Below are 25,330 nucleotides of genomic sequence, written 5' to 3'. Positions count from 1 at the left end.
GCGCGCCAGTGTTGCGAAAATCTAAAGTGTGACATCAGCTACCCGAGGCTTCCTGCTTAATCTGCCATTTTCCACCATTTTTGATCAGCACGAGCGTCTTCCGGCTTCTTGCGGTGAGGCGATCCGATTCATAGGTCTGGCGGAAGGTGACTTTGGCCGTATTGCCATTCACAACCACTTCCGGCCCGCCCACCTCGACATGGATGCGGCCCTTGCCTTCAATGCGGGCCCGGCGCTCATCGGCCCAGGCCTTGCGCGACAAACCTTTGGGCGGCTCGAACTCCTGGCTATAGTAACCGAGGTAGGAATCGACGTTCTGCGAAGTCCAGGCCTTGGCCCAGCCATGAACCTGGGCCAGCACCGCATCGCGTTCGGACGTATCCGGCTTGGCGGCTTTTTCCGGTTCGGGTTTAGCCGGTTTCGGCGGCTCCACTTTAGCCGGCTTGGCCGGCTCGGCTTGGGCGACCACCACTGGTGCAGCTTTAGCCGGCACGGGCGCGGGTACGGGCTTCGGTGGTTCAACCTTGGCCAGCACCGGCGCAGGCGCTGGTGCTGCGGGCTTGGCTGGAACCGGCGTCGGTACAGGCGCGGGCACGAGCGGCTTGGCAGCAACCGGGGCTGGCACGGGCGCCGCAGCCACTTTGACTGCCGGCGCCGGCGTCGGTGCTGGCGGCGTGACCGACAGCGACGGTATGCGTTGCAGCGAAGTGGACTTGCCGGTATCGGCAGGAATTTGCGAAATCAACGGCGGCGCGGCATTGGTTGCGGTGCGTGGTGCCGCCGCCTGGGCCACGTGTTGCGGCGCTGGCGCAGGCGCTGGTACAGACGCAGGCGCCGCTGCTGCGATCTCCGGCGCACCGAACTTGGCGCCGGTGCTGCTGGAGAAGTTCCGCAGCAGCGTCAGCTTGGACTTGGCCGGCGGCGCATTGTTCGAACCCAGCGCCAGCGCCTTGTCGTAGGCCTGGCTGGCCATCTTGCCATAGACGTCGCCCAGGTTCTCATAGGCCGTCATATAGCTTGGATTGGTGCGGATTGCTTTTTCCAGTGAGATGCGCGCCTTGTCGTACTGGCCGTTGGCCGCATACAGCACGGCCAGGTTGTTGTACGGTTCCGGCAGGTCTTTGTAATCTTCGGTCAGTTTGGTGAATACCGCGATCGCCTCGTCCGATTTGTTTTGCTCGGTCAGCAGCACGCCCTTCATGAAACGCATTTGCGGATCGGATGGGTGCTTGCTCAGGTATTCGTTGGTCTTGTTCAGTGCCTCGACAAACTTGCCGGCCTTGGCCAGTTTGCTAACGTCGGCCATCTCATCGGCACGTGCAGGCGCAAGCGCGAAGAGGCTTACTACGATGCCGGCGGACGCCAGGGCACGGTACAGCATTGTTGGGGCTGTATTATTTTTCATTGAGGTCTGAAGCAAGCACGAAAGCACACATGGTACACCTTTCGTTTCCGTAGATCAAAATCTAGCTTGTATCTTATATGCCTCTTTTTTCACAAAAAAATGGATGCCGAAAGCAAAAAACCCCACCTGGATCACCGGGTGGGGTTTTTATATAACTAGCCTGACGATAACCTACTTTCACACTGGTTGCAGCACTATCATCGGCGCAGAGTTGTTTCACGGTCCTGTTCGGGATGGGAAGGGGTGGGACCAACTTGCTATGGTCATCAGGCATTGACTTGTACTAGCGTCGCGTCTTTTTCCGCGCCGCCAAGAATCTGGAGGAAGTATTATAAACGATTTATATCGTTTATGTAGTAAATATTTTAGGTAATGAAGTTGTATCAACGAACGTTACAACGTACTTCTCATTCACCATAACCTGCTAAGGTTATAGGGACAAGCCGTACGGGCAATTAGTATCAGTTAGCTTAATGCATTACTGCACTTCCACACCTGACCTATCAACGTCCTGGTCTCGAACGACCCTTCAAAGAGCTCAAGGCTCTGGGAAATCTCATCTTAAGGCAAGTTTCCCGCTTAGATGCTTTCAGCGGTTATCTCTTCCAGACTTAGCTACCCGGCAATGCCACTGGCGTGACAACCGGTACACCAGAGGTCTGTCCACTCCGGTCCTCTCGTACTAGGAGCAGCCCCCTTCAAATTTCCAACGCCCACGGCAGATAGGGACCAAACTGTCTCACGACGTTTTAAACCCAGCTCACGTACCACTTTAAATGGCGAACAGCCATACCCTTGGGACCGGCTACAGCCCCAGGATGTGATGAGCCGACATCGAGGTGCCAAACTCCCCCGTCGATATGAACTCTTGGGAGGAATCAGCCTGTTATCCCCAGAGTACCTTTTATCCGTTGAGCGATGGCCCTTCCATACAGAACCACCGGATCACTATGTCCTACTTTCGTACCTGCTCGACTTGTCAGTCTCGCAGTTAAGCACGCTTATGCCATTGCACTATCGTCACGATGTCCGACCGTAACTAGCGTACCTTCGAACTCCTCCGTTACACTTTAGGAGGAGACCGCCCCAGTCAAACTGCCTACCATGCACTGTCCCCGACCCGGATAACGGGCCAAGGTTAGAACCTCAAATGAACCAGGGTGGTATTTCAAGGATGGCTCCACGAGAACTGGCGTCCCCGCTTCAAAGCCTCCCACCTATCCTACACAGATTGATTCAAAGTCCAATGCAAAGCTACAGTAAAGGTTCATGGGGTCTTTCCGTCTAGCCGCGGGTAGATTGCATCATCACAAACACTTCAACTTCGCTGAGTCTCGGGAGGAGACAGTGTGGCCATCGTTACGCCATTCGTGCAGGTCGGAACTTACCCGACAAGGAATTTCGCTACCTTAGGACCGTTATAGTTACGGCCGCCGTTTACTGGGACTTCAATCAAGAGCTTGCACCCCATCATTTAATCTTCCAGCACCGGGCAGGCGTCACACCCTATACGTCCACTTTCGTGTTTGCAGAGTGCTGTGTTTTTATTAAACAGTCGCAGCCACCAGTTTATTGCAACCCGTTCGCCCTACTGAAGTAAATCAGCCAAGCTACAAGGGCGTACCTTTTCCCGAAGTTACGGTACCAATTTGCCGAGTTCCTTCTCCCGAGTTCTCTCAAGCGCCTTAGAATACTCATCTCGCCCACCTGTGTCGGTTTGCGGTACGGTCTCGTATGACTGAAGCTTAGAGGCTTTTCTTGGAACCACTTCCGATTGCTTCAGCACCTAAGTGCCTCGTCCCAGTCCCTTGAATTACGCGCCCGGATTTGCCTAAGCGCCTTCTATGAACCAGAAACTGACTATTCCAACAGTCAGACAACCTTCCGCGATCCGTCCCCCCATCGCATCATACGACGGTGCAGGAATATTAACCTGCTTCCCATCAGCTACGCATCTCTGCCTCGCCTTAGGGGCCGACTCACCCTGCTCCGATGAACGTTGAACAGGAAACCTTGGGCTTACGGCGTGGGGGCTTTTCACCCCCATTATCGCTACTCATGTCAGCATTCGCACTTCTGATACCTCCAGCATCCTTTACAAGACACCTTCGCAGGCTTACAGAACGCTCTCCTACCATATCCTTACGGATATCCGCAGCTTCGGTGACTGGCTTAGCCCCGTTACATCTTCCGCGCAGGACGACTCGATCAGTGAGCTATTACGCTTTCTTTAAATGATGGCTGCTTCTAAGCCAACATCCTGACTGTTTTAGCCTTCCCACTTCGTTTTCCACTTAGCCAATCTTTGGGACCTTAGCTGGCGGTCTGGGTTGTTTCCCTCTTGACGCCGGACGTTAGCACCCGACGTCTGTCTCCCAAGCTCGCACTCATCGGTATTCGGAGTTTGCAATGGTTTGGTAAGTCGCGATGACCCCCTAGCCATAACAGTGCTCTACCCCCGATGGTGATACTTGAGGCACTACCTAAATAGTTTTCGGAGAGAACCAGCTATTTCCAAGTTTGTTTAGCCTTTCACCCCTACCCACAGCTCATCCCCTAATTTTTCAACATTAGTGGGTTCGGACCTCCAGTGCGTGTTACCGCACCTTCATCCTGGCCATGAGTAGATCACTTGGTTTCGGGTCTACACCCAGCGACTATCGCCCTGTTCGGACTCGATTTCTCTACGGCTTCCCGATCTGGTTAACCTTGCCACTGAATGTAAGTCGCTGACCCATTATACAAAAGGTACGCAGTCACGGAACAAGTCCGCTCCTACTGTTTGTATGCACACGGTTTCAGGATCTATTTCACTCCCCTCCCGGGGTTCTTTTCGCCTTTCCCTCACGGTACTGGTTCACTATCGGTCGATTACGAGTATTTAGCCTTGGAGGATGGTCCCCCCATATTCAGACAGGATTTCTCGTGTCCCGCCCTACTTGTCGCACGCTTAGTTCCACACATCGCATTTCACATACGGGGCTATCACCCGCTATGGCTCCAATTTCCAGTGGATTCTGTTATGCGTCATGCTAAAACGTGCAGGCTCATCCCATTTCGCTCGCCACTACTTTGGGAATCTCGGTTGATTTCTTTTCCTGCAGCTACTTAGATGTTTCAGTTCGCCGCGTTCGCTTTGCATACCTATGTATTCAGTATGCAATGACCTAAAAGGCCGGGTTTCCCCATTCGGAAATCTGCGGATCAAAGCTTGTTTGCTAGCTCCCCGCAGCTTATCGCAAGCTACTACGTCCTTCATCGCCTGTAATCGCCAAGGCATCCACCATGTGCACTTATTCACTTGTCCCTATAACGTTAGCCCCTGCGACTAAACAAGGAGCGTTTATAGGAATAAGAAGTACTACGTTGTTGCGTTTGTTGATACATACAATCATTACCCATCATTCTGCGTGTTACCGCAGAACGATACATAAAAATCTACTTACTTCTTCCAGATTGTTAAAGAACGTACAGCACTTGATCTCTAAAAGACCAAACCTAAGCATCTATGCTTACGTTTGAACTTTTGGTGGAGGATGACGGGATCGAACCGACGACCCCCTGCTTGCAAAGCAGGTGCTCTCCCAGCTGAGCTAATCCCCCATGGGTAAGACTGGTAGGGCTGGTTGGACTCGAACCAACGACCCCCGCGTTATCAACACGGTGCTCTAACCAGCTGAGCTACAGCCCCAAATGCTGTTCTTTAATATTGACAGTCGATAAGTGTGAACGCTTGATGAGTAGTCCGAAGACCAGTGCTACTCTAGAAAGGAGGTGATCCAGCCGCACCTTCCGATACGGCTACCTTGTTACGACTTCACCCCAGTCACGAATCCTACCGTGGTAAGCGCCCTCCTTGCGGTTAAGCTACCTACTTCTGGTAAAACCCGCTCCCATGGTGTGACGGGCGGTGTGTACAAGACCCGGGAACGTATTCACCGCGACATGCTGATCCGCGATTACTAGCGATTCCAACTTCATGCAGTCGAGTTGCAGACTACAATCCGGACTACGATACACTTTCTGGGATTAGCTCCCCCTCGCGGGTTGGCGGCCCTCTGTATGTACCATTGTATGACGTGTGAAGCCCTACCCATAAGGGCCATGAGGACTTGACGTCATCCCCACCTTCCTCCGGTTTGTCACCGGCAGTCTCATTAGAGTGCCCTTTCGTAGCAACTAATGACAAGGGTTGCGCTCGTTGCGGGACTTAACCCAACATCTCACGACACGAGCTGACGACAGCCATGCAGCACCTGTGTACTGGTTCTCTTTCGAGCACTCCCCAATCTCTCAGGGATTCCAGCCATGTCAAGGGTAGGTAAGGTTTTTCGCGTTGCATCGAATTAATCCACATCATCCACCGCTTGTGCGGGTCCCCGTCAATTCCTTTGAGTTTTAATCTTGCGACCGTACTCCCCAGGCGGTCTACTTCACGCGTTAGCTGCGTTACCAAGTCAATTAAGACCCGACAACTAGTAGACATCGTTTAGGGCGTGGACTACCAGGGTATCTAATCCTGTTTGCTCCCCACGCTTTCGTGCATGAGCGTCAGTTTTGACCCAGGGGGCTGCCTTCGCCATCGGTGTTCCTCCACATATCTACGCATTTCACTGCTACACGTGGAATTCTACCCCCCTCTGCCAAACTCTAGCCTTGCAGTCTCCATCGCCATTCCCAGGTTGAGCCCGGGGATTTCACGACAGACTTACAAAACCGCCTGCGCACGCTTTACGCCCAGTAATTCCGATTAACGCTTGCACCCTACGTATTACCGCGGCTGCTGGCACGTAGTTAGCCGGTGCTTATTCTTCAGGTACCGTCATTAGCAGGGGATATTAGCCCCCACCGTTTCTTCCCTGACAAAAGAGCTTTACAACCCGAAGGCCTTCTTCACTCACGCGGCATTGCTGGATCAGGCTTGCGCCCATTGTCCAAAATTCCCCACTGCTGCCTCCCGTAGGAGTCTGGACCGTGTCTCAGTTCCAGTGTGGCTGGTCGTCCTCTCAGACCAGCTACTGATCGATGCCTTGGTAGGCTTTTACCCTACCAACTAGCTAATCAGATATCGGCCGCTCCAGGAGCATGAGGTCTTGCGATCCCCCACTTTCATCCTTAGATCGTATGCGGTATTAGCGTAACTTTCGCTACGTTATCCCCCACTCCAGGGTACGTTCCGATATATTACTCACCCGTTCGCCACTCGCCGCCAGGTTGCCCCGCGCTGCCGTTCGACTTGCATGTGTAAGGCATGCCGCCAGCGTTCAATCTGAGCCAGGATCAAACTCTTCAGTTTAATCTCTGTTTATTTGCTACTTTCGTAGCACCGTCATTGCTGACGGGTCGCTCACTCAAAATACTGACAGGCCACTATTTTCGTAGCGCCTATTTCATTACTTCTTGTGAACATTTGATATTTTAAGTTTCACGCTACCGAAGCAGCGTGTGCACTTTCATCAAACGTCCACACTTATCGACTGTTAATTTTTAAAGAACTTATTCGGTACTGCGTTTGCTGCGGAGCGTTGTGTCCGTCAGCGAAGAAGAAAGAGTATGAAGCGTTTAGATCGTTTCGTCAACCCCTACTTTTTCTCGCTTCACTCAGCAACATGTGCTGTGTTCCGCGAGGGGGCGAACTATAGCAAAGCCCCCTCCAGCTCTGCAAGGCCTTTTTTCGAGCTGCTACAATCGCGCCCTTTTTATGTACAGGCAGGAATGCACTCAATGACCAATCACATCATCAAGCGCGGCGGCTTCAGCTCCAGCTTCGGCGTACTCGCGGCGACGCTGGGTTCGGCCGTAGGCCTTGGCAATATATGGAAGTTCCCTTATCTGACCGGCGCTAACGGCGGCGCCGGCTTCCTGTTGATCTACCTGCTCGCCACCTTGGTCATCGGCCTGCCCGTCATGATTGCGGAGATCACGATGGGCCGCGCGGCGAAAGCGAATCCGATCACGGCGCTACAAAATCTCAGCCCGAAAAAAGGCCTACCGTGGTGGCTGGTCGGCGTGGCCGGCATGGCAGCGGCCTTCCTCATCCTCTCCTTCTATTCCGAAGTGGTGGCCTGGGTATTCGCCTATGTACTCAAGGCCATCGGCGGCTCCATCCTGAGCAGCGACCGCCACGTCACCGAAGGCGCTTTCAGCGCACTGATCGCCGATCCGGTGCAATCGCTATTGTGGCAATGGGGTGTGCTGGCCTTCATCGGCGGCATCTTGCTGATGGGCGTAACTAAAGGCATCGAAGGCATCGCCAAGAAACTGATGCCCATCCTGTTCCTGCTGTTGCTGGTGCTGTGCGCGGTCAGCCTGTCGCTGGACAAGGCGGTCGACGGCCTGGCCTTCCTGTTCCGTCCCGACTTCAGCAAGATCACGGCGGGCGTCATCCTGACCGCGATGGGTCTGGCGTTCTTCAAGCTGTCGCTGGGCATGGGGACGATGATGACCTACGGCTCCTACTTCCGCGACGACCAGAACATCCCGCAGACGACGCTCCGGGTAATGGCTGCCGACCTGTGCGTCTCCATGCTGGCGGGCATCGCGATCTTCCCGGCCGTGTTTACTTTCGGCTTCGAACCGGCGGCCGGTCCGGCGCTGGTGTTCATCACCATTCCCGCCGTGTTCTCGCAGATTCCCGGTGGCCAGTTATTGATGGTCGCCTTCTTCGTGCTGGCATCGGTGGCGGCCACCGGTGCGATGCTGTCACTGATGGAAGTGCCGGTGGTGATCCTGCACGAACGTTTCGGCCTTAGCCGTGCGGAGGCCACGCTGCTGACCATCGCCGGCCTGATGCTGCTCGGCTCCAGCTGCGCGTTGACCAACAATGTGCTGGCCGATTTCAAGCTGTTCGGCATGAATATGTTCGACCTGTTCGACTTCGTCTCATCCAACTTACTGCTGCCGCTGGGTGGCATCTTGCTAGCGATATTCGTGGGCTGGATATGGGGCGCGGACCGGTTCGGCCAGGCATTGTCGAACCAGGGCACCCTGGGCAATCGGAGCACAATGCGCATCGTCTTCTTCCTGCTGCGCCATGTCTCGCCAGTGCTGATTCTTTTGGTAATGTTGAAGGGCTTGAATTTGTTATAGCCGCAACGCTCTCGCTCTTTTTTCACCACCGCCGAAGCAGGATGCATATACTGTCCTGACCGTGAATATCCTCAGGCTGCATGATGAACCAGAGCGAGATCCCCGTAGTGCCGATGCCGACAATACTCATCGTCGACGATTCTCTTTCGTACCTGGCGGCCCTGCTGGACCGGCTTGAACGGCACGGCTTCATGATCGTGCTGGCGCAGACCGCCGCCGAGGGTTTGATGCGCGCGGAATTTGCCGAGCCCGATCTGATCCTGCTCGATGTCGTCATGCCCGGCATCGACGGCTTCGAAGCCTGCCGGCGCCTCAAGGCCGGCAAAGCCACCAAGGATATCCCGGTCATCTTCATGACGGGCTTGACCGACCCCAAGCAAAAAGTCACCGGCTTCGATGCCGGCGGCGTGGACTACATCACCAAGCCATTCCAGATCGAAGAGGTCCTCGCGCGCATCAATACCCATCTGGCGCTGCGCCGCGCCAACCGCGAATTGCAGGACATGATCTCCACGCTGGACAAGGCGCGCGAAGATCTGGTGCGCAACGAACGCCTGGCCGGATTGGGGGCGATGGTAGCCGGCATCGCGCACGAGCTGAACACACCGATCGGCAACAGCCTGATGGCCGCCACCACGTTTGAAATGCAGACCGGCGACATCACCAAACACCTGGCCAAGGAAGGCGGCATCACGCGCAAGGAGTTTGAACATTACATCCAGAATGCGCAGCTGTCGGTGGATATCCTGAGCCGCAATCTGCACCGCGCGGCGGACATCGTCACCAACTTCAAGCAGGTGGCGGTCGACCAGACCAGTTCGCAACGACGCAGCTTTTTATTGGCCGAGGTGGTGACCGGCAATGTGCTGACATTGCAGCCGACCATCAAGCGCACCCCGTTCGTGATCCAGCAGCGGATACCGCCGGACCTGATGATGGAAAGCTACCCCGGCCCCATCGGCCAGGTGCTCACCAACCTGATCAACAACGCCATCCTGCACGGCTACGAAGGCCGCGGCGAAGGCCTGATCGACATCTCGGCCAGCCTCTCCCCGCAGGGCCTGGTAACGCTGTCGGTTGAGGATCACGGCGTCGGCATCCGGAAGGACTATCTGCCGCGCATCTTCGATCCCTTCTTCACCACCAAGATGGGGGTAGGCGGCTCCGGCCTGGGCCTGAATATCGTCCACAACATCGTCACCGAAATCCTGGGCGGCACCATCGACGTTGTTAGCGAGCCCGGCGGCGGCACCCGGTTTACCCTGACGCTGCCGATGCTGGCGCCGACGCGCTAGCGCCGGCGCCATGTCCGCTATTCCTGCGACCACAACGACAGCGCGCCCACCCCGGCCGCGACACTTGAGGCGGTACTTGCAGCGGCAGCGGCGGTGACAGTCGGCATGTCCGGCGGGACGCCCATGTGCGACATCGTCCGGCTAATGATCGCATACTTGACCGAGCCGTCTGCCTTGACGTAGCGATAAGCGCGCCAGGAAAGATCCTTGACCGTCAGACTGCCAGCCAGCACGCCATTCAACGCTGTCTGCACCGATGCAACCGGATACGCGTGGGCGCCGCTTGCATCGGTCACCGTTGCGGCGCCCTCTGCATCGAACACAATATTTTGCGTGGTCACGACACCGCAATCCTCGCGGTAGGTAGACAGCGTCACCCCTGCCAGCTCCTTGGGATTGGTAACCATCTGCGCCGCATTCAGCACCAGCAAGTCCGTCGATTTATTGCTGACGACGCTGGTTGCCGCATCAGTCACGGCCTGGCACAACATCAGCAGCGCAGGAGATGTGCCATCAGCCTGGCCGGCAATCGCCGATGAGGCGACGATGGGGGCGTCATATGACACCGTGGTGTTCGCTCCCGGGATTTTGGCAAAGCCGATCTGGCGCTCGCCCAAGCCGAATTCCAGCTTACCGCTAGGGATAGGAATTATCCCGCGTCCGAACGACAGCCAGTACCGCACTGGCGTCGCGATCGCACTATAGACGTTCTGGAAGGCAGAGTATCGTAGCAAGCTGGCCGTAGGATCCATATCCTGGGCAATCGACTGCACTGCCGCGTCAATCGCAGCCTGGTAGGCCGCGAGATCGGTGGCAGCATTGACCTGGGCCAGCAGGTCGACGCCAATGACGCCTTTAGGCGAAGTATCCGTCAAGCCCGCGGCGCTCAGCGCGGCCGCAAAACGGGTCGCCACTTCGTTCTTTTTTGCCAGGGCCGACAGGTCATCACCTTGCGCGCCCACCAGAATGGCCAGGGCTGCAAATGACCGGGTGATCGCTTGCCTGTCCAACGCGGCAACCCAGAAATTCTGGATACCGCCATCGGCATAGCGGCCAAATAAATTGATATAAACAGTATTAACGAATTCGGCGTTGGTGCCGGCGTACAAGTCGGACGCTTCCGTGCTTCTTCCAAATCCATCGACCACCGATTTGACGGTGGCATCGCTGCCATAGGCAGAGTACAAGGTGGACGTGGTAGAGGGCAGATTAAGGTTATCGAAGACTGCGGTCCAGTAGGCCAGGCCGCCACTGTCGGGGACGCGACCGTAATAAGCCAGATAGAGTGCCTGGACCAGTGCGGCATGTGCGGTCACGGTCGGCGGCGCGGTCGGTCCGGCGGCGCCCATGCGCAACCCTGCGGTGCGTGGAGCGGTACTATCCACATTCGAACCGCCGCAAGCTGTCAGCACAGCGGCGATCAGGCTCAAGGAAGCCCATTGTAGTTTGCGTTGCATGATTGTCTCCCCATCGAAATAATTACCAAATAGTACACGTTAACTATTTTTAATGGCGCCAATACAAGAGCCCAGACGAAAAAAAGCCCACCAAGATCACTTGATGGGCTTTTTAATATAACTAGCCTGACGATAACCTACTTTCACACTGGTTGCAGCACTATCATCGGCGCAGAGTTGTTTCACGGTCCTGTTCGGGATGGGAAGGGGTGGGACCAACTTGCTATGGTCATCAGGCATTGACTTGTACGAGCGACGCTTTCAGCGGCGCTCCGAATCTGGAATCAGTAAGTAATGGGGTAATGAAGTTGTATCAACGAACGTTACAACGTACTTCTCATTCACCATAACCTGCTAAGGTTATAGGGACAAGCCGTACGGGCAATTAGTATCAGTTAGCTTAATGCATTACTGCACTTCCACACCTGACCTATCAACGTCCTGGTCTCGAACGACCCTTCAAAGAGCTCAAGGCTCTGGGAAATCTCATCTTAAGGCAAGTTTCCCGCTTAGATGCTTTCAGCGGTTATCTCTTCCAGACTTAGCTACCCGGCAATGCCACTGGCGTGACAACCGGTACACCAGAGGTCTGTCCACTCCGGTCCTCTCGTACTAGGAGCAGCCCCCTTCAAATTTCCAACGCCCACGGCAGATAGGGACCAAACTGTCTCACGACGTTTTAAACCCAGCTCACGTACCACTTTAAATGGCGAACAGCCATACCCTTGGGACCGGCTACAGCCCCAGGATGTGATGAGCCGACATCGAGGTGCCAAACTCCCCCGTCGATATGAACTCTTGGGAGGAATCAGCCTGTTATCCCCAGAGTACCTTTTATCCGTTGAGCGATGGCCCTTCCATACAGAACCACCGGATCACTATGTCCTACTTTCGTACCTGCTCGACTTGTCAGTCTCGCAGTTAAGCACGCTTATGCCATTGCACTATCGTCACGATGTCCGACCGTAACTAGCGTACCTTCGAACTCCTCCGTTACACTTTAGGAGGAGACCGCCCCAGTCAAACTGCCTACCATGCACTGTCCCCGACCCGGATAACGGGCCAAGGTTAGAACCTCAAATGAACCAGGGTGGTATTTCAAGGATGGCTCCACGAGAACTGGCGTCCCCGCTTCAAAGCCTCCCACCTATCCTACACAGATTGATTCAAAGTCCAATGCAAAGCTACAGTAAAGGTTCATGGGGTCTTTCCGTCTAGCCGCGGGTAGATTGCATCATCACAAACACTTCAACTTCGCTGAGTCTCGGGAGGAGACAGTGTGGCCATCGTTACGCCATTCGTGCAGGTCGGAACTTACCCGACAAGGAATTTCGCTACCTTAGGACCGTTATAGTTACGGCCGCCGTTTACTGGGACTTCAATCAAGAGCTTGCACCCCATCATTTAATCTTCCAGCACCGGGCAGGCGTCACACCCTATACGTCCACTTTCGTGTTTGCAGAGTGCTGTGTTTTTATTAAACAGTCGCAGCCACCAGTTTATTGCAACCCGTTCGCCCTACTGAAGTAAATCAGCCAAGCTACAAGGGCGTACCTTTTCCCGAAGTTACGGTACCAATTTGCCGAGTTCCTTCTCCCGAGTTCTCTCAAGCGCCTTAGAATACTCATCTCGCCCACCTGTGTCGGTTTGCGGTACGGTCTCGTATGACTGAAGCTTAGAGGCTTTTCTTGGAACCACTTCCGATTGCTTCAGCACCTAAATGCCTCGTCCCAGTCCCTTGAATTACGCGCCCGGATTTGCCTAAGCGCCTTCTATGAACCAGAAACTGACTATTCCAACAGTCAGACAACCTTCCGCGATCCGTCCCCCCATCGCATCATACGACGGTGCAGGAATATTAACCTGCTTCCCATCAGCTACGCATCTCTGCCTCGCCTTAGGGGCCGACTCACCCTGCTCCGATGAACGTTGAACAGGAAACCTTGGGCTTACGGCGTGGGGGCTTTTCACCCCCATTATCGCTACTCATGTCAGCATTCGCACTTCTGATACCTCCAGCATCCTTTACAAGACACCTTCGCAGGCTTACAGAACGCTCTCCTACCATATCCTTACGGATATCCGCAGCTTCGGTGACTGGCTTAGCCCCGTTACATCTTCCGCGCAGGACGACTCGATCAGTGAGCTATTACGCTTTCTTTAAATGATGGCTGCTTCTAAGCCAACATCCTGACTGTTTTAGCCTTCCCACTTCGTTTTCCACTTAGCCAATCTTTGGGACCTTAGCTGGCGGTCTGGGTTGTTTCCCTCTTGACGCCGGACGTTAGCACCCGACGTCTGTCTCCCAAGCTCGCACTCATCGGTATTCGGAGTTTGCAATGGTTTGGTAAGTCGCGATGACCCCCTAGCCATAACAGTGCTCTACCCCCGATGGTGATACTTGAGGCACTACCTAAATAGTTTTCGGAGAGAACCAGCTATTTCCAAGTTTGTTTAGCCTTTCACCCCTACCCACAGCTCATCCCCTAATTTTTCAACATTAGTGGGTTCGGACCTCCAGTGCGTGTTACCGCACCTTCATCCTGGCCATGAGTAGATCACTTGGTTTCGGGTCTACACCCAGCGACTATCGCCCTGTTCGGACTCGATTTCTCTACGGCTTCCCGATCTGGTTAACCTTGCCACTGAATGTAAGTCGCTGACCCATTATACAAAAGGTACGCAGTCACGGAACAAGTCCGCTCCTACTGTTTGTATGCACACGGTTTCAGGATCTATTTCACTCCCTCCCGGGGTTCTTTTCGCCTTTCCCTCACGGTACTGGTTCACTATCGGTCGATTACGAGTATTTAGCCTTGGAGGATGGTCCCCCCATATTCAGACAGGATTTCTCGTGTCCCGCCCTACTTGTCGCACGCTTAGTTCCACACATCGCATTTCACATACGGGGCTATCACCCGCTATGGCTCCAATTTCCAGTGGATTCTGTTATGCGTCATGCTAAAACGTGCAGGCTCATCCCATTTCGCTCGCCACTACTTTGGGAATCTCGGTTGATTTCTTTTCCTGCAGCTACTTAGATGTTTCAGTTCGCCGCGTTCGCTTTGCATACCTATGTATTCAGTATGCAATGACCTAAAAGGCCGGGTTTCCCCATTCGGAAATCTGCGGATCAAAGCTTGTTTGCTAGCTCCCCGCAGCTTATCGCAAGCTACTACGTCCTTCATCGCCTGTAATCGCCAAGGCATCCACCATGTGCACTTATTCACTTGTCCCTATAACGTTAGCCCCTGCGACTAAACAAGGAGCGTTTATAGGAATAAGAAGTACTACGTTGTTGCGTTTGTTGATACATACAATCATTACCCATCATTCTGCGTGTTACCGCAGAACGATACATAAAAATCTACTTACTTCTTCCAGATTGTTAAAGAACGTACAGCACTTGATCTCTAAAAGACCAAACCTAAGCATCTATGCTTACGTTTGAACTTTTGGTGGAGGATGACGGGATCGAACCGACGACCCCCTGCTTGCAAAGCAGGTGCTCTCCCAGCTGAGCTAATCCCCCATGGGTAAGACTGGTAGGGCTGGTTGGACTCGAACCAACGACCCCCGCGTTATCAACACGGTGCTCTAACCAGCTGAGCTACAGCCCCAAATGCTGTTCTTTAATATTGACAGTCGATAAGTGTGAACGCTTGATGAGTAGTCCGAAGACCAGTGCTACTCTAGAAAGGAGGTGATCCAGCCGCACCTTCCGATACGGCTACCTTGTTACGACTTCACCCCAGTCACGAATCCTACCGTGGTAAGCGCCCTCCTTGCGGTTAAGCTACCTACTTCTGGTAAAACCCGCTCCCATGGTGTGACGGGCGGTGTGTACAAGACCCGGGAACGTATTCACCGCGACATGCTGATCCGCGATTACTAGCGATTCCAACTTCATGCAGTCGAGTTGCAGACTACAATCCGGACTACGATACACTTTCTGGGATTAGCTCCCCCTCGCGGGTTGGCGGCCCTCTGTATGTACCATTGTATGACGTGTGAAGCCCTACCCATAAGGGCCATGAGGACTTGACGTCATCCCCACCTTCCTCCGGTTTGTCACCGGCAGTCTCATTAGAGTGCCCTTTCGTAGCAACTAATGACAAGGGTTGCGCTCGTTGCGGGACTTAACCCAACATCTCACGACACGAGCTGACGACAGCCATGCAGCACCTGTGTACTGGTTCTCTTTCGAGCACTCCCCAATCTCTCAGGGATTCCAGCCATGTCAAGGGTAGGTAAGGTTTTTCGCGTTGCATCGAATTAATCCACATCATCCACCGCTTGTGCGGGTCCCCGTCAATTCCTTTGAGTTTTAATCTTGCGACCGTACTCCCCAGGCGGTCTACTTCACGCGTTAGCTGCGTTACCAAGTCAATTAAGACCCGACAACTAGTAGACATCGTTTAGGGCGTGGACTACCAGGGTATCTAATCCTGTTTGCTCCCCACGCTTTCGTGCATGAGCGTCAGTTTTGACCCAGGGGCTGCCTTCGCCATCGGTGTTCCTCCACATATCTACGCATTTCACTGCTACACGTGGAATTCTACCCCCCTCTGCCAAACTCTAGCCTTGCAGTCTCCATCGCCATTCCCAGGTTGAGCCCGGGGATTTCACGACAGACTTACAAAACCGCCTGCGCACGCTTTACGCCCAGTAATTCCGATTAACGCTTGCACCCTACGTATTACCGCGGCTGCTGGCACGTAGTTAGCCGGTGCTTATTCTTCAGGTACCGTCATTAGCAAGGGATATTAGCCCCCACCGTTTCTTCCCTGACAAAAGAGCTTTACAACCCGAAGGCCTTCTTCACTCACGCGGCATTGCTGGATCAGGCTTGCGCCCATTGTCCAAAATTCCCCACTGCTGCCTCCCGTAGGAGTCTGGACCGTGTCTCAGTTCCAGTGTGGCTGGTCGTCCTCTCAGACCAGCTACTGATCGATGCCTTGGTAGGCTTTTACCCTACCAACTAGCTAATCAGATATCGGCCGCTCCAGGAGCACAAGGCCTTGCGGTCCCCTGCTTTCATCCTTAGATCGTATGCGGTATTAGCGTAACTTTCGCTACGTTATCCCCCACTCCAGGGTACGTTCCGATATATTACTCACCCGTTCGCCACTCGCCGCCAGGTTGCCCCGCGCTGCCGTTCGACTTGCATGTGTAAGGCATGCCGCCAGCGTTCAATCTGAGCCAGGATCAAACTCTTCAGTTTAATCTCTGTTTATTTGACACTTGCGTGTCACCGTCATTGCTGACGGGTCGCTCACTCAAAATACTGACAGGCCACTATTTTCATAGCGCCTATTTCATTACTTCTTGTGAACATTTGATATTTTAAGTTTCACGCTACCGAAGCAGCGCGTGCACTTTCATCAAACGTCCACACTTATCGACTGTTAATTTTTAAAGAACTTCAATTCGGTACTGCTTGCAACCGTTGACAAAGCGTTGTGTTTGTCAGTTGCGAAGAAGGAAGATTATGAAGCGTTTAGATCGTTTCGTCAACCCCTACTTTTTCTCGCTTCACTCAGCAACATGTACTGTGTTCCGCGAGGGGGCGAACTATAGCAAGGGTGCAACGATTCTGTCAAACATTATTAATCACGATATCAACGCGCTTATGCACATCCTCGGCAAATGCCAGGAATTCACGCATTTCCTCCGGTTGCGATACGTCCAGGGCATACCATTCGGCCGAGCCGCCGGCGGCGCGGATTTCCGCTACCAACGCATGCAGCTTGTTTGACCTGCGCGCACCCAGGACTACATGATGCCCCTCGCCCGCCAGTTGACGAGCCGTCGCCGGGCCGCAGCCACGGCTGGCGCCGGCGATCAGAATCACCTTACGAATTGTTTGTACTGTGGTTGTCATGGCGCGGTCCTTTCAGTGGCATTAACACCAGACTGCATCTTACGGAACCGGGCCCGTGCCGCGAATGCACATGCCTATGTACTTCTTGCCTAATCCTATAGATCCGCGCCAGGATGGTGGCGACGAACGCGCGAATAATGGATCATTCCTATTCATCACAGCATGGGAGGGCACGGACGTGGAACGCATGATCGCACTGCATCAACAGTTGGCGCCAAACGAGGGCTACACCCTGTCCGCGCTCGACGACGTCCGCCTGACCCGTTCGAATTGCAGTTCCACCAAAACGCCGGCCATGTCCGATCCCTGTATCGCCATTGTGCTGCAGGGGCGCAAGCGCGCCTACTTTGGCGGCGATGTGCTTCAGTTCGACGCCGATCACTATCTGGTGGTCGCCGTACCCATGCCATTCACCAGCACCACCGACGCCACGCCAGAAGAACCGTTTCTGGGTCTGTCGATACGGGTCGACCGCACCACGCTGGCCGATCTCATGTTCGCCATCGACCAGACCGACAATGAAATCCCGGCTATGCCCAAGGGCATGATGACTACCCGCATGGATGATCGCCTGAGTGAAACCGTGATGCGCCTGCTCGAAGCCTTGAGCTCGCCCCTGGAAGCGCGTGTGCTCGGCCCCGCCATCGTGCGCGAGATTTGCTACCGCGTGCTGATGGGCGAACAAGGCGCGGCCATGCGCGCGGCGCTGACCCATCAGGGGCAGTTCGGCCGGATCGCCAAGGCGCTACGCCGCATCCACGCGGACTACGCGGCCGACATCGACGTCGGCATGCTGGCGGCGGAAGCGAACATGAGCGTGCCAGCCTTCCACGTGCACTTCAAATCGGTCACGCACTGCTCGCCGATTCAGTATTTGAAATCCGCCCGCCTGCATCAGGCGAGGCTGCTGATGGCCCGCAGTGAGATGACCGCACAATCGGCCTCGGCCCAGGTCGGCTATGAAAGCCCATCGCAATTCAGCCGCGAATTCAAACGTTTCTTTGGCCGCAGCCCAGGCGAGGAAGCCAGCGCCATGCGCCGTTTGCTGACCATACGGCCAGCCGAACCAACAAGATTGCTTTAAAGGCAATATGCGAATACTATTCGGTTTCTGGTGGAATTGAAAATTAATTAATACCACCCCGATTAGTCCATCATCATAAGGAACGCTATGCGACCCACCATCCTCGGCGCTGCAGCGCTTGCACTACTGTCAGCGGCCGCGCCGTCGTTCGCCGGGGCCGGCTTTGAACCCGGCGTGTATGCCGACATCAGCGCCGGCCGCACTTCGGTGACATCCAAGTACGCCGCCAACGGCAATGACATCTCCTTCGGCGGCGCGCTTGGCTACCAATACACGCCGAACTTCGGCTTCGAAGCCTATACCCGCAGCCTGAGCTTTATTCCCCTACAAGCGATCATCTCGTCGCCAGGCTATTACCCTGACCGGCATTACGGCATTGCAGCCATCGGCACCATGCCGCTGAACGATCGCTTCAGCCTGTTCGGCCGCGCCGGCGTGGGCCGCACAACCATGAAACCGAACCGCACCTCGATGAGCGACCGCACCGACACCGACGCAGTGCTCGGCCTCGGCGTGCGCTACGCATTCACTCGCAACTTCTCGCTGAGTCTGGAAGGCACCTACCTGAGCAAGAGCGAAGTATCGATCTATTCTTTCGGCGCCCGTTACCAGTTCTGATGTGCTTCACGCCTCACACCCGGATACAGCCGCGCCAACGCGGCTGAGATGATCCGCTGAATCAGGCCTGCCGCTGCTGCTCCTCGTTTTTACTGATGCCCACCACTTTCAGCGCAGACTTGAGCACGCTCCTGGCCCCGGCTTCGATCACCACGCTATCCTGCGCGGCCGACACCAACTGCGCAGCCAGGGGCGGCATCGACTGCGCGTAGGTCGATCGGCGCGGCAAGCTTGCCCACCGCTTCAAAAAAGACGTGCTCATGTACCCAGCAGCGCGCGAACGCATCGAGGGCTAGTAGCGGGTGGCGGCGCAGCTGCTTGCGCCAGCGCGCCTGTTTCACGAGCTCCGCCACAGCAGGACGTGGCAGCCCCATCTGATAAGCAGCATCAGCACCGTCATGACTCCAATTTGCGGCCCCAAACGTTCCAGTCCATCGCAGCAGCGTCACATTAGTCATGCGCTGATCGAAGGCTTCAGGATCAAAGCAGCCATTAACCCGCCGCAAGTAGTCCTTGCCTCTTGGCTGTCAGGCTCGTCTTGCAGCCGTCAATGTGTACACAGGGATATGTTGTTGGAGACGACTTCCCACGCTCCGGACTTGCGCGACATGGCGACTTTGGCGCCCAATCCGCACGCAGGCGCACCCTTGGAACCTGCCACAACGTCACTCGTGGTTTCAAACACCGCCGATTCTGCCCAAACGTCAAATTTGCTGAGGAATATATAGTCCAGCATTGATTCGGAGCGCTCATTGCGCGCAATGGCATCGGGTTCAACAACTATTCGACCCAGCGCGGCCAGCGCCGATTTGGCCTTGGCATTGATGTCGGGACCGACAACGAAATAGGTACTTGGCATGCGTTGGATGGCATGCAGTGCGCCCCAAGCAACAGCGAGGTACTCTGGATCGGCTGGCGTAGTGATTGATGAGGCGCAGCCTACAGGGCCGAGAGGCGCTGGCGTATTTATTGAGGCGCAGCCAAAAAGGCCAAGGGTCGTTACCAACGCGAGTATGTTTTTCACGGGGATTAATGAATTGCGTTAAGTGGGCTGGTGAATTGGGATCTGCCAGAAATTTTGTGTGCGGAGCAAAATTTCGTAGTTAGGTAATCGCGCTGGTGAAGCGCTCACCGAACATGACGGCGAACTGGTTTGCAGCGAGATTCCACGTACGCTGCGGTATCTTCCAGTCTTTCTCGATATTACGCAAGGCCAGGAATAGTAATCGATCATCAGTCCAAACGCAAAAAACCCCACCTGGATCACCGGGTGGGGTTTTTTATAGTGAAGCGCTGCAGTGCTGCGCTGAACAAATGGCCGCGGAATGCGAAAAGCCCCACCAAGATCACTTGGCGGGGCTTTTCTATATAACTAGCCTGACGATAACCTACTTTCACACTGGTTGCAGCACTATCATCGGCGCAGAGTTGTTTCACGGTCCTGTTCGGGATGGGAAGGGGTGGGACCAACTTGCTATGGTCATCAGGCATTGACTTGTACGAGCGACGCTTTCAGCGGCGCTCCGAATCTGGAAAAAGTAAGTAATGGGGTAATGAAGTTGTATCAACGAACGTTACAACGCACTTCTCATTCACCACAACCTGCTAAGGTTATAGGGACAAGCCGTACGGGCAATTAGTATCAGTTAGCTTAATGCATTACTGCACTTCCACACCTGACCTATCAACGTCCTGGTCTCGAACGACCCTTCAAAGAGCTCAAGGCTCTGGGAAATCTCATCTTAAGGCAAGTTTCCCGCTTAGATGCTTTCAGCGGTTATCTCTTCCAGACTTAGCTACCCGGCAATGCCACTGGCGTGACAACCGGTACACCAGAGGTCTGTCCACTCCGGTCCTCTCGTACTAGGAGCAGCCCCCTTCAAATTTCCAACGCCCACGGCAGATAGGGACCAAACTGTCTCACGACGTTTTAAACCCAGCTCACGTACCACTTTAAATGGCGAACAGCCATACCCTTGGGACCGGCTACAGCCCCAGGATGTGATGAGCCGACATCGAGGTGCCAAACTCCCCCGTCGATATGAACTCTTGGGAGGAATCAGCCTGTTATCCCCAGAGTACCTTTTATCCGTTGAGCGATGGCCCTTCCATACAGAACCACCGGATCACTATGTCCTACTTTCGTACCTGCTCGACTTGTCAGTCTCGCAGTTAAGCACGCTTATGCCATTGCACTATCGTCACGATGTCCGACCGTAACTAGCGTACCTTCGAACTCCTCCGTTACACTTTAGGAGGAGACCGCCCCAGTCAAACTGCCTACCATGCACTGTCCCCGACCCGGATAACGGGCCAAGGTTAGAACCTCAAATGAACCAGGGTGGTATTTCAAGGATGGCTCCACGAGAACTGGCGTCCCCGCTTCAAAGCCTCCCACCTATCCTACACAGATTGATTCAAAGTCCAATGCAAAGCTACAGTAAAGGTTCATGGGGTCTTTCCGTCTAGCCGCGGGTAGATTGCATCATCACAAACACTTCAACTTCGCTGAGTCTCGGGAGGAGACAGTGTGGCCATCGTTACGCCATTCGTGCAGGTCGGAACTTACCCGACAAGGAATTTCGCTACCTTAGGACCGTTATAGTTACGGCCGCCGTTTACTGGGACTTCAATCAAGAGCTTGCACCCCATCATTTAATCTTCCAGCACCGGGCAGGCGTCACACCCTATACGTCCACTTTCGTGTTTGCAGAGTGCTGTGTTTTTATTAAACAGTCGCAGCCACCAGTTTATTGCAACCCGTTCACCCTACTGAAGTAAATCAGCCAAGCTACAAGGGCGTACCTTTTCCCGAAGTTACGGTACCAATTTGCCGAGTTCCTTCTCCCGAGTTCTCTCAAGCGCCTTAGAATACTCATCTCGCCCACCTGTGTCGGTTTGCGGTACGGTCTCGTATGACTGAAGCTTAGAGGCTTTTCTTGGAACCACTTCCGATTGCTTCAGCACCTAAATGCCTCGTCCCAGTCCCTTGAATTACGCGCCCGGATTTGCCTAAGCGCCTTCTATGAACCAGAAACTGACTATTCCAACAGTCAGACAACCTTCCGCGATCCGTCCCCCCATCGCATCATACGACGGTGCAGGAATATTAACCTGCTTCCCATCAGCTACGCATCTCTGCCTCGCCTTAGGGGCCGACTCACCCTGCTCCGATGAACGTTGAACAGGAAACCTTGGGCTTACGGCGTGGGGGCTTTTCACCCCCATTATCGCTACTCATGTCAGCATTCGCACTTCTGATACCTCCAGCATCCTTTACAAGACACCTTCGCAGGCTTACAGAACGCTCTCCTACCATATGCTTACGCATATCCGCAGCTTCGGTGACTGGCTTAGCCCCGTTACATCTTCCGCGCAGGACGACTCGATCAGTGAGCTATTACGCTTTCTTTAAATGATGGCTGCTTCTAAGCCAACATCCTGACTGTTTTAGCCTTCCCACTTCGTTTTCCACTTAGCCAATCTTTGGGACCTTAGCTGGCGGTCTGGGTTGTTTCCCTCTTGACGCCGGACGTTAGCACCCGACGTCTGTCTCCCAAGCTCGCACTCATCGGTATTCGGAGTTTGCAATGGTTTGGTAAGTCGCGATGACCCCCTAGCCATAACAGTGCTCTACCCCCGATGGTGATACTTGAGGCACTACCTAAATAGTTTTCGGAGAGAACCAGCTATTTCCAAGTTTGTTTAGCCTTTCACCCCTACCCACAGCTCATCCCCTAATTTTTCAACATTAGTGGGTTCGGACCTCCAGTGCGTGTTACCGCACCTTCATCCTGGCCATGAGTAGATCACTTGGTTTCGGGTCTACACCCAGCGACTATCGCCCTGTTCGGACTCGATTTCTCTACGGCTTCCCGATCTGGTTAACCTTGCCACTGAATGTAAGTCGCTGACCCATTATACAAAAGGTACGCAGTCACGGAACAAGTCCGCTCCTACTGTTTGTATGCACACGGTTTCAGGATCTATTTCACTCCCCTCCCGGGGTTCTTTTCGCCTTTCCCTCACGGTACTGGTTCACTATCGGTCGATTACGAGTATTTAGCCTTGGAGGATGGTCCCCCCATATTCAGACAGGATTTCTCGTGTCCCGCCCTACTTGTCGCACGCTTAGTTCCACACATCGCATTTCACATACGGGGCTATCACCCGCTATGGCTCCAATTTCCAGTGGATTCTGTTATGCGTCATGCTAAAACGTGCAGGCTCATCCCATTTCGCTCGCCACTACTTTGGGAATCTCGGTTGATTTCTTTTCCTGCAGCTACTTAGATGTTTCAGTTCGCCGCGTTCGCTTTGCATACCTATGTATTCAGTATGCAATGACCTAAAAGGCCGGGTTTCCCCATTCGGAAATCTGCGGATCAAAGCTTGTTTGCTAGCTCCCCGCAGCTTATCGCAAGCTACTACGTCCTTCATCGCCTGTAATCGCCAAGGCATCCACCATGTGCACTTATTCACTTGTCCCTATAACGTTAGCCCCTGCGACTAAACAAGGAGCGTTTATAGGAATAAGAAGTACTACGTTGTTGCGTTTGTTGATACATACAATCATTACCCATCATTCTGCGTGTTACCGCAGAACGATACATAAAAATCTACTTACTTCTTCCAGATTGTTAAAGAACGTACAGCACTTGATCTCTAAAAGACCAAACCTAAGCATCTATGCTTACGTTTGAACTTTTGGTGGAGGATGACGGGATCGAACCGACGACCCCCTGCTTGCAAAGCAGGTGCTCTCCCAGCTGAGCTAATCCCCCATGGGTAAGACTGGTAGGGCTGGTTGGACTCGAACCAACGACCCCCGCGTTATCAACACGGTGCTCTAACCAGCTGAGCTACAGCCCCAAATGCTGTTCTTTAATATTGACAGTCGATAAGTGTGAACGCTTGATGAGTAGTCCGAAGACCAGTGCTACTCTAGAAAGGAGGTGATCCAGCCGCACCTTCCGATACGGCTACCTTGTTACGACTTCACCCCAGTCACGAATCCTACCGTGGTAAGCGCCCTCCTTGCGGTTAAGCTACCTACTTCTGGTAAAACCCGCTCCCATGGTGTGACGGGCGGTGTGTACAAGACCCGGGAACGTATTCACCGCGACATGCTGATCCGCGATTACTAGCGATTCCAACTTCATGCAGTCGAGTTGCAGACTACAATCCGGACTACGATACACTTTCTGGGATTAGCTCCCCTCGCGGGTTGGCGGCCCTCTGTATGTACCATTGTATGACGTGTGAAGCCCTACCCATAAGGGCCATGAGGACTTGACGTCATCCCCACCTTCCTCCGGTTTGTCACCGGCAGTCTCATTAGAGTGCCCTTTCGTAGCAACTAATGACAAGGGTTGCGCTCGTTGCGGGACTTAACCCAACATCTCACGACACGAGCTGACGACAGCCATGCAGCACCTGTGTACTGGTTCTCTTTCGAGCACTCCCCAATCTCTCAGGGATTCCAGCCATGTCAAGGGTAGGTAAGGTTTTTCGCGTTGCATCGAATTAATCCACATCATCCACCGCTTGTGCGGGTCCCCGTCAATTCCTTTGAGTTTTAATCTTGCGACCGTACTCCCCAGGCGGTCTACTTCACGCGTTAGCTGCGTTACCAAGTCAATTAAGACCCGACAACTAGTAGACATCGTTTAGGGCGTGGACTACCAGGGTATCTAATCCTGTTTGCTCCCCACGCTTTCGTGCATGAGCGTCAGTTTTGACCCAGGGGCTGCCTTCGCCATCGGTGTTCCTCCACATATCTACGCATTTCACTGCTACACGTGGAATTCTACCCCCCTCTGCCAAACTCTAGCCTTGCAGTCTCCATCGCCATTCCCAGGTTGAGCCCGGGGATTTCACGACAGACTTACAAAACCGCCTGCGCACGCTTTACGCCCAGTAATTCCGATTAACGCTTGCACCCTACGTATTACCGCGGCTGCTGGCACGTAGTTAGCCGGTGCTTATTCTTCAGGTACCGTCATTAGCAGGGGATATTAGCCCCCACCGTTTCTTCCCTGACAAAAGAGCTTTACAACCCGAAGGCCTTCTTCACTCACGCGGCATTGCTGGATCAGGCTTGCGCCCATTGTCCAAAATTCCCCACTGCTGCCTCCCGTAGGAGTCTGGACCGTGTCTCAGTTCCAGTGTGGCTGGTCGTCCTCTCAGACCAGCTACTGATCGATGCCTTGGTAGGCTTTTACCCTACCAACTAGCTAATCAGATATCGGCCGCTCCAGGAGCACAAGGCCTTGCGGTCCCCTGCTTTCATCCTTAGATCGTATGCGGTATTAGCGTAACTTTCGCTACGTTATCCCCCACTCCAGGGTACGTTCCGATATATTACTCACCCGTTCGCCACTCGCCGCCAGGTTGCCCCGCGCTGCCGTTCGACTTGCATGTGTAAGGCATGCCGCCAGCGTTCAATCTGAGCCAGGATCAAACTCTTCAGTTTAATCTCTGTTTATTTGCTACTTT

The 25,330-nt window shown here is 54.1% G+C and carries 9 protein-coding genes, 6 tRNA genes, 9 rRNA genes and 1 pseudogene; 4 read left to right on the top strand and 21 right to left on the bottom strand.

The annotated features are described in order from the left end of the window. Positions 1–34: 34 nt before the first annotated feature. From ACEN9O_RS10715 to ACEN9O_RS10690, 6 genes are all read right to left on the bottom strand, one after another. Positions 35–1,306, bottom strand: a complete 1,272-nt coding sequence (locus ACEN9O_RS10715) for a L,D-transpeptidase Cds6 family protein (protein ID WP_495617523.1) — start codon at positions 1,304–1,306, stop codon at positions 35–37. Between the two features lie 257 nt (positions 1,307–1,563). Continuing rightward, positions 1,564–1,676 (bottom strand): 5S ribosomal RNA (gene rrf, locus ACEN9O_RS10710). A gap of 163 nt (positions 1,677–1,839) precedes the next feature. After that, positions 1,840–4,712, bottom strand: a 23S ribosomal RNA gene (locus ACEN9O_RS10705). A gap of 220 nt (positions 4,713–4,932) precedes the next feature. Continuing rightward, a tRNA-Ala gene (locus ACEN9O_RS10700) sits at positions 4,933–5,008 on the bottom strand. An 11-nt stretch (positions 5,009–5,019) separates the two neighbouring features. Then, a tRNA-Ile gene (locus tag ACEN9O_RS10695) sits at positions 5,020–5,096 on the bottom strand. A 76-nt stretch (positions 5,097–5,172) separates the two neighbouring features. Then, positions 5,173–6,701: ribosomal RNA gene (locus tag ACEN9O_RS10690) — 16S ribosomal RNA — on the bottom strand. The 16S, 23S and 5S rRNA genes sit together here with 2 tRNA genes alongside, the layout of an rRNA operon. A gap of 428 nt (positions 6,702–7,129) precedes the next feature. Between ACEN9O_RS10690 and ACEN9O_RS10685 the strand changes: the two genes are divergently transcribed. Both ACEN9O_RS10685 and ACEN9O_RS10680 read left to right on the top strand, forming a co-directional pair. After that, the gene (locus tag ACEN9O_RS10685) at positions 7,130–8,494 is read left to right on the top strand and encodes a sodium-dependent transporter (protein WP_495617522.1); all 1,365 of its coding nucleotides are present in this window, start codon (positions 7,130–7,132) and stop codon (positions 8,492–8,494) included. Between the two features lie 113 nt (positions 8,495–8,607). Then, positions 8,608–9,789: a sensor histidine kinase gene (locus ACEN9O_RS10680; RefSeq protein ID WP_495617521.1), complete on the top strand. Its 1,182-nt coding sequence runs from the start codon at positions 8,608–8,610 to the stop codon at positions 9,787–9,789. A 17-nt stretch (positions 9,790–9,806) separates the two neighbouring features. Here ACEN9O_RS10680 and ACEN9O_RS10675 read toward each other — a convergent pair whose 3' ends face one another. From ACEN9O_RS10675 to ACEN9O_RS10645, 7 genes are all read right to left on the bottom strand, one after another. After that, positions 9,807–11,246 carry a DUF4214 domain-containing protein gene (locus ACEN9O_RS10675; RefSeq protein WP_495617520.1) on the bottom strand — a complete coding sequence of 480 codons (1,440 nt, stop codon included), beginning with the start codon at positions 11,244–11,246 and terminating at the stop codon, positions 9,807–9,809. 124 nt (positions 11,247–11,370) lie between these two features. Beyond that, positions 11,371–11,483, bottom strand: a 5S ribosomal RNA gene (gene rrf / locus ACEN9O_RS10670). Between the two features lie 127 nt (positions 11,484–11,610). Beyond that, a 23S ribosomal RNA gene (locus ACEN9O_RS10665) occupies positions 11,611–14,482 on the bottom strand. Between the two features lie 220 nt (positions 14,483–14,702). After that, a tRNA-Ala gene (locus ACEN9O_RS10660) sits at positions 14,703–14,778 on the bottom strand. A gap of 11 nt (positions 14,779–14,789) precedes the next feature. Then, positions 14,790–14,866: transfer RNA gene (locus ACEN9O_RS10655), tRNA-Ile, on the bottom strand. A gap of 76 nt (positions 14,867–14,942) precedes the next feature. Next, positions 14,943–16,470 (bottom strand): 16S ribosomal RNA (locus tag ACEN9O_RS10650). 375 nt (positions 16,471–16,845) lie between these two features. Then, positions 16,846–17,130, bottom strand: a complete 285-nt coding sequence (locus ACEN9O_RS10645; protein WP_495617519.1) for an SDR family NAD(P)-dependent oxidoreductase — start codon at positions 17,128–17,130, stop codon at positions 16,846–16,848. A 187-nt stretch (positions 17,131–17,317) separates the two neighbouring features. On the opposite strand from ACEN9O_RS10645, the gene ACEN9O_RS10640 reads away from it, so the two are divergent. Then, complete coding sequence (locus ACEN9O_RS10640; RefSeq protein WP_495617518.1) at positions 17,318–18,214, top strand: AraC family transcriptional regulator; 897 nt, start codon at positions 17,318–17,320, stop codon at positions 18,212–18,214. An 87-nt stretch (positions 18,215–18,301) separates the two neighbouring features. Next, the gene (locus tag ACEN9O_RS10635; RefSeq protein ID WP_495617517.1) at positions 18,302–18,832 is read left to right on the top strand and encodes an outer membrane beta-barrel protein; all 531 of its coding nucleotides are present in this window, start codon (positions 18,302–18,304) and stop codon (positions 18,830–18,832) included. A gap of 61 nt (positions 18,833–18,893) precedes the next feature. Here ACEN9O_RS10635 and ACEN9O_RS10630 read toward each other — a convergent pair whose 3' ends face one another. The 8 genes and pseudogenes from ACEN9O_RS10630 to ACEN9O_RS10595 all read right to left on the bottom strand — a co-directional run bounded on the left by ACEN9O_RS10630 (position 18,894) and on the right by ACEN9O_RS10595 (position 25,307). Continuing rightward, positions 18,894–19,061 (bottom strand): hypothetical protein, encoded by a 168-nt coding sequence (locus tag ACEN9O_RS10630; RefSeq protein WP_495617516.1) that lies wholly within the window; start codon positions 19,059–19,061, stop codon positions 18,894–18,896. A gap of 318 nt (positions 19,062–19,379) precedes the next feature. Beyond that, on the bottom strand, positions 19,380–19,856 hold the full coding sequence (locus ACEN9O_RS10625; RefSeq protein ID WP_495617515.1) for a hypothetical protein: 477 nt from the start codon (positions 19,854–19,856) through the stop codon (positions 19,380–19,382). Between the two features lie 79 nt (positions 19,857–19,935). Further along, positions 19,936–20,061 (bottom strand): annotated as a pseudogene (locus ACEN9O_RS10620) (IS256 family transposase); the annotation flags it as partial. 146 nt (positions 20,062–20,207) lie between these two features. Continuing rightward, positions 20,208–20,320: ribosomal RNA gene (rrf, locus tag ACEN9O_RS10615) — 5S ribosomal RNA — on the bottom strand. A gap of 127 nt (positions 20,321–20,447) precedes the next feature. Further along, positions 20,448–23,320, bottom strand: a 23S ribosomal RNA gene (locus ACEN9O_RS10610). 220 nt (positions 23,321–23,540) lie between these two features. Then, positions 23,541–23,616, bottom strand: a tRNA-Ala gene (locus ACEN9O_RS10605). Positions 23,617–23,627: 11 nt separating this feature from the next. Then, positions 23,628–23,704, bottom strand: a tRNA-Ile gene (locus tag ACEN9O_RS10600). 76 nt (positions 23,705–23,780) lie between these two features. After that, positions 23,781–25,307, bottom strand: a 16S ribosomal RNA gene (locus tag ACEN9O_RS10595). Between the last annotated feature and the right edge of the window lie 23 nt (positions 25,308–25,330).

It is taken from the genome of Duganella sp. Dugasp78 (assembly GCF_059491455.1).
This window is presented reverse-complemented; position numbering and strand designations above follow the sequence as displayed.

Coding starts and splice junctions, on each gene's coding strand:
- ACEN9O_RS10635 (WP_495617517.1), top strand. CDS start 18,302: ATGCGACCCACCATCCTCGGCGCTGCAGCGCTTGCACTACTGTCAGCG.
- ACEN9O_RS10715 (WP_495617523.1), bottom strand. CDS start 1,306: ATGGCCGACGTTAGCAAACTGGCCAAGGCCGGCAAGTTTGTCGAGGCA.
- ACEN9O_RS10680 (WP_495617521.1), top strand. CDS start 8,608: ATGCCGACAATACTCATCGTCGACGATTCTCTTTCGTACCTGGCGGCC.
- ACEN9O_RS10675 (WP_495617520.1), bottom strand. CDS start 11,246: ATGCAACGCAAACTACAATGGGCTTCCTTGAGCCTGATCGCCGCTGTG.
- ACEN9O_RS10645 (WP_495617519.1), bottom strand. CDS start 17,130: ATGACAACCACAGTACAAACAATTCGTAAGGTGATTCTGATCGCCGGC.
- ACEN9O_RS10640 (WP_495617518.1), top strand. CDS start 17,318: ATGATCGCACTGCATCAACAGTTGGCGCCAAACGAGGGCTACACCCTG.
- ACEN9O_RS10685 (WP_495617522.1), top strand. CDS start 7,130: ATGACCAATCACATCATCAAGCGCGGCGGCTTCAGCTCCAGCTTCGGC.